Origin of the sequence: Tenacibaculum sp. 1_MG-2023, from assembly GCF_030547425.1 — a bacterium.
GTDB lineage: Bacteria > Bacteroidota > Bacteroidia > Flavobacteriales > Flavobacteriaceae > Polaribacter.
This window is the reverse complement of the sequence record NZ_JAUORH010000042.1, coordinates 1-4,811: the sequence shown is the minus strand read 5'-3', so window position 1 is coordinate 4,811 and position 4,811 is coordinate 1. Positions and strand designations below refer to the sequence as shown.

2 tRNA genes and 2 rRNA genes are annotated in these 4,811 nt (G+C 45.1%); all 4 read left to right on the top strand.

Annotated elements, in window-relative coordinates:
• Positions 1-384 precede the first annotated feature (384 nt).
• Positions 385-1,908: ribosomal RNA gene (locus Q4517_RS15320) — 16S ribosomal RNA — on the top strand.
• A gap of 156 nt (positions 1,909-2,064) precedes the next feature.
• A tRNA-Ile gene (locus tag Q4517_RS15315) sits at positions 2,065-2,138 on the top strand.
• Between the two features lie 90 nt (positions 2,139-2,228).
• Positions 2,229-2,302, top strand: a tRNA-Ala gene (locus Q4517_RS15310).
• Positions 2,303-2,524: 222 nt separating this feature from the next.
• A 23S ribosomal RNA gene (locus tag Q4517_RS15305) occupies positions 2,525-4,811 on the top strand; the annotation flags it as partial.

The following is a 4,811-nucleotide window of genomic DNA, read 5'->3' as shown; positions in this document are numbered from 1 at the left end:
TTTTTCTTGTTTAATACGAAATAAAGTGAGTATCTTTGCAGTCCGAATTTTAGGGAAAAACAGTTCATTAAAATAGTGCGAAAAACAAATTAAAAAAAACTTTAAAAAGTTTTTGTCAGATTAAAAATAGTTTGTATATTTGCATCCGCTTTGAGAAAGCGATACGATAACAGAAATTTTGGAAGACGATTAAGTCACTAGTTCGAGTCTAGTATTTCTACAAGAGGATGAGTCGTAAGATAAGTAAAAACTTGTCAGTGGCGACTCGCCACAAGTTCATTGAAAATATTGAAATTGACAGCGTAAAACAAAGAGTAGAATAACCATAACTTTTCGAAGTTAAAAATTCTTTTGGAACTTAACATTTATAATATTAAAGATTATACAATGAAGAGTTTGATCCTGGCTCAGGATGAACGCTAGCGGCAGGCTTAACACATGCAAGTCGAGGGGTAACAGGGAGGAGCTTGCTTTTCTGCTGACGACCGGCGAACGGGTGCGTAACGCGTATAGAATCTGCCTTGTACAGGAGGATAGCCTTTAGAAATGAAGATTAATACTCCATAATTTTAAGAGATGGCATCATTTTTTAATTAAAGATTTATCGGTACGAGATGACTATGCGTCCTATTAGCTAGATGGTAAGGTAACGGCTTACCATGGCAACGATAGGTAGGGGGTCTGAGAGGATTATCCCCCACACTGGTACTGAGACACGGACCAGACTCCTACGGGAGGCAGCAGTGAGGAATATTGGTCAATGGAGGCAACTCTGAACCAGCCATGCCGCGTGCAGGAAGACTGCCCTATGGGTTGTAAACTGCTTTTATACAGGAAGAAACTTGGTTACGTGTAATCAACTGACGGTACTGTAAGAATAAGCACCGGCTAACTCCGTGCCAGCAGCCGCGGTAATACGGAGGGTGCAAGCGTTATCCGGAATCATTGGGTTTAAAGGGTCCGCAGGCGGTCAATTAAGTCAGAGGTGAAATCCCATAGCTTAACTATGGAACTGCCTTTGATACTGGTTGACTTGAGTTATACGGAAGTAGATAGAATAAGTAGTGTAGCGGTGAAATGCATAGATATTACTTAGAATACCGATTGCGAAGGCAGTCTACTACGTATATACTGACGCTCATGGACGAAAGCGTGGGGAGCGAACAGGATTAGATACCCTGGTAGTCCACGCCGTAAACGATGGACACTAGTTGTTGGATTTAGATTCAGTGACTAAGCGAAAGTGATAAGTGTCCCACCTGGGGAGTACGATCGCAAGATTGAAACTCAAAGGAATTGACGGGGGCCCGCACAAGCGGTGGAGCATGTGGTTTAATTCGATGATACGCGAGGAACCTTACCAGGGCTTAAATGTAGAGTGACAGACTGAGAGATCGGTTTTTCTTCGGACACTTTACAAGGTGCTGCATGGTTGTCGTCAGCTCGTGCCGTGAGGTGTCAGGTTAAGTCCTATAACGAGCGCAACCCCTATCGTTAGTTGCTAACAGGTAATGCTGAGGACTCTAGCGAGACTGCCGGTGCAAACCGAGAGGAAGGTGGGGATGACGTCAAATCATCACGGCCCTTACGTCCTGGGCTACACACGTGCTACAATGGTATGGACAATGAGCAGCCACTATGCGAATAGGAGCGAATCTATAAACCATATCACAGTTCGGATCGGAGTCTGCAACTCGACTCCGTGAAGCTGGAATCGCTAGTAATCGGATATCAGCCATGATCCGGTGAATACGTTCCCGGGCCTTGTACACACCGCCCGTCAAGCCATGGAAGCTGGGGGTGCCTGAAGTCGGTTACCGCAAGGAGCTGCCTAGGGTAAAACTGGTAACTAGGGCTAAGTCGTAACAAGGTAGCCGTACCGGAAGGTGCGGCTGGAACACCTCCTTTCTAGAGAAAGATGGTGAGTTACAATAGAGGTGTATTTTACTCTTTGCTGTTAATTTTAAAAAATTAGACTAAGATCTTAATAAGTCAATAGTATTTAGTCGATAGTTGTTAGTGTTAGTAACTAACGTCTAAGGATTAAAGGCTAGAGGCTAAAAAAGTCTCGTAGCTCAGCTGGTTAGAGCGCTACACTGATAATGTAGAGGTCGGCAGTTCGAGTCTGCCCGAGACTACAAAATTAAGATATAAGTATAAGGAAATTCTAGAAGTTGAGTAGTAGTTGTGTCTAACTACTAACTACTATGTACTAACTACTAGTATATGGGGGATTAGCTCAGCTGGCTAGAGCGCTTGCCTTGCACGCAAGAGGTCATCGGTTCGACTCCGATATTCTCCACGAGGCAGTGCCTCGAGACAATAAATAAGTTGTTTCAGAGTGCTGCAGGAGTTGCGCTGATAAATACTTATCAGTGGCGATTCGCCACGTTCATTGACATATTGGTAAAATGATATCGTAAAGAATCAAGATAGAGAGTTAGAATAATATCTAACAAAATATTTTTATAAGAACAAGAATTATAAAGAGCTCGTTGTAGTATAGATACTACAGCAAAAAGTACAATAAGCTAAATAAGGGCGTATGGAGGATGCCTAGGCTTTCAGAGGCGAAGAAGGACGCGATAAGCTGCGATAAGTTACGGGGAGAAGCACATATTTTATGATCCGTAAATTTCCGAATGGGGCAACCCAGCATGTTGAAGACATGTTACCCGCAAGGGGGCAAACCTGGTGAACTGAAACATCTAAGTAACCAGAGGAAGAGAAAACAAAAGTGATTCCGTTAGTAGTGGCGAGCGAACGCGGATTAGCCCAAACCAATATTGTTACGGCAATATTGGGGTTGTAGGGCTGCGACATTAGAATCTAAGAGAACTGGAATCGTTTGGAAAGACGAACCGAAGAGAGTGATAGTCTCGTACAGGTAATCGAAGAGGATATAGCAGTACCCTGAGTAGTGCGGGACACGAGTAATCCTGTATGAATCCACCGGGACCATCCGGTAAGGCTAAATACTCCTGAAAGACCGATAGTGAACTAGTACCGTGAGGGAAAGGTGAAAAGAACCCTAAGTAAGGGAGTGAAAGAGAACCTGAAACCGTACGCCTACAAGCGGTCGAAGCACATTTACTGTGTGACGGCGTGCCTTTTGCATAATGAGCCTACGAGTTACTGTTGCTAGCAAGGTTAAACATTTAAGGTGTGGAGCCGAAGCGAAAGCGAGTCTGAATAGGGCGCTATAGTTAGTAGTAGTAGACGCGAAACCGAGTGATCTACCCATGGGCAGGTTGAAGCTGTGGTAACACACAGTGGAGGACCGAACCAGTTGACGTTGAAAAGTCTTTGGATGACCTGTGGGTAGGGGTGAAAGGCCAATCAAACTCGGAAATAGCTCGTACTCCCCGAAATGCATTTAGGTGCAGCGTTGAGACAAAGTTTTATAGAGGTAGAGCTACTGATTGGATGCGGGGGCTTCACCGCCTACCAATTCCTGACAAACTCCGAATGCTATAAAATGTTTCTCAGCAGTGAGGGCATGGGTGCTAAGGTCCATGTCCGAGAGGGAAAGAACCCAGACCATCAGCTAAGGTCCCCAAATATATGTTAAGTTGAAAAAACGAGGTTTGACTGCCCAGACAGCTAGGATGTTGGCTTGGAAGCAGCCATTCATTTAAAGAGTGCGTAACAGCTCACTAGTCGAGCGGTCGAGCATGGATAATAATCGGGCATAAACATATTACCGAAGCTATGGACTTATTAAAGTGGTAGGGGAGCATTCTATATGTGCTGAAGGTGTGCTGTAAGGCATGCTGGAACGTATAGAAAAGAAAATGTAGGCATAAGTAACGATAAAGGGGGCGAGAAACCCCCTCACCGAAAGACTAAGGTTTCCTCAGCGATGCTAATCAGCTGAGGGTTAGTCGGGACCTAAGGCGAATCCGAAGGGAGTAGTCGATGGCCAACAGGTTAATATTCCTGTACTTCTTATAATTGCGATGGGGTGACGGAGTAATGAAAGCACCGCGAACTGACGGAATAGTTCGTTGAAACATTTAGGTATTGGAACTGTAGGAAAATCCGCAGATCTAGCTGAAGTGTGATAGTACCACAAGTCTTCGGATGCGTGGATAGTGTGCCTAAAGGCTTCCAAGAAAAACCTCTAAGCTTCAGATTATAAGAACCCGTACCGTAAACCGACACAGGTAGTTGGGATGAGAATTCTAAGGTGCTCGAGAGATTCATGGCTAAGGAACTAGGCAAAATAGACTCGTAACTTCGGGAGAAGAGTCGCCAACAGCAATGTTGGCCGCAGTGAAAAGATCCAGGCGACTGTTTATCAAAAACACAGGGCTTTGCTAAATTGAAAGATGATGTATAAGGCCTGACACCTGCCCGGTGCTGGAAGGTTAAGTGGAGTTGTTAGCTTCGGCGAAGCAATCAAATGAAGCCCCAGTAAACGGCGGCCGTAACTATAACGGTCCTAAGGTAGCGAAATTCCTTGTCGGGTAAGTTCCGACCTGCACGAATGGTGCAACGATCTGGATACTGTCTCAGCCATGAGCTCGGTGAAATTGTAGTATCGGTGAAGATGCCGATTACCCGCAGCGGGACGAAAAGACCCCGTGAACCTTTACTATAGCTTCGTATTGACTTTGGATAAGTAATGTGTAGGATAGGTGGGAGACTATGAAGTGGCGTCGCTAGGCGTTGTGGAGTCGTCCTTGAAATACCACCCTTTGCTTATCTAGAGCCTAACTCAGCAATGAGAACAGTGCGTGGTGGGTAGTTTGACTGGGGTGGTCGCCTCCAAAAGAGTAACGGAGGCTTCTAAAGGTTCCCTCAGCACG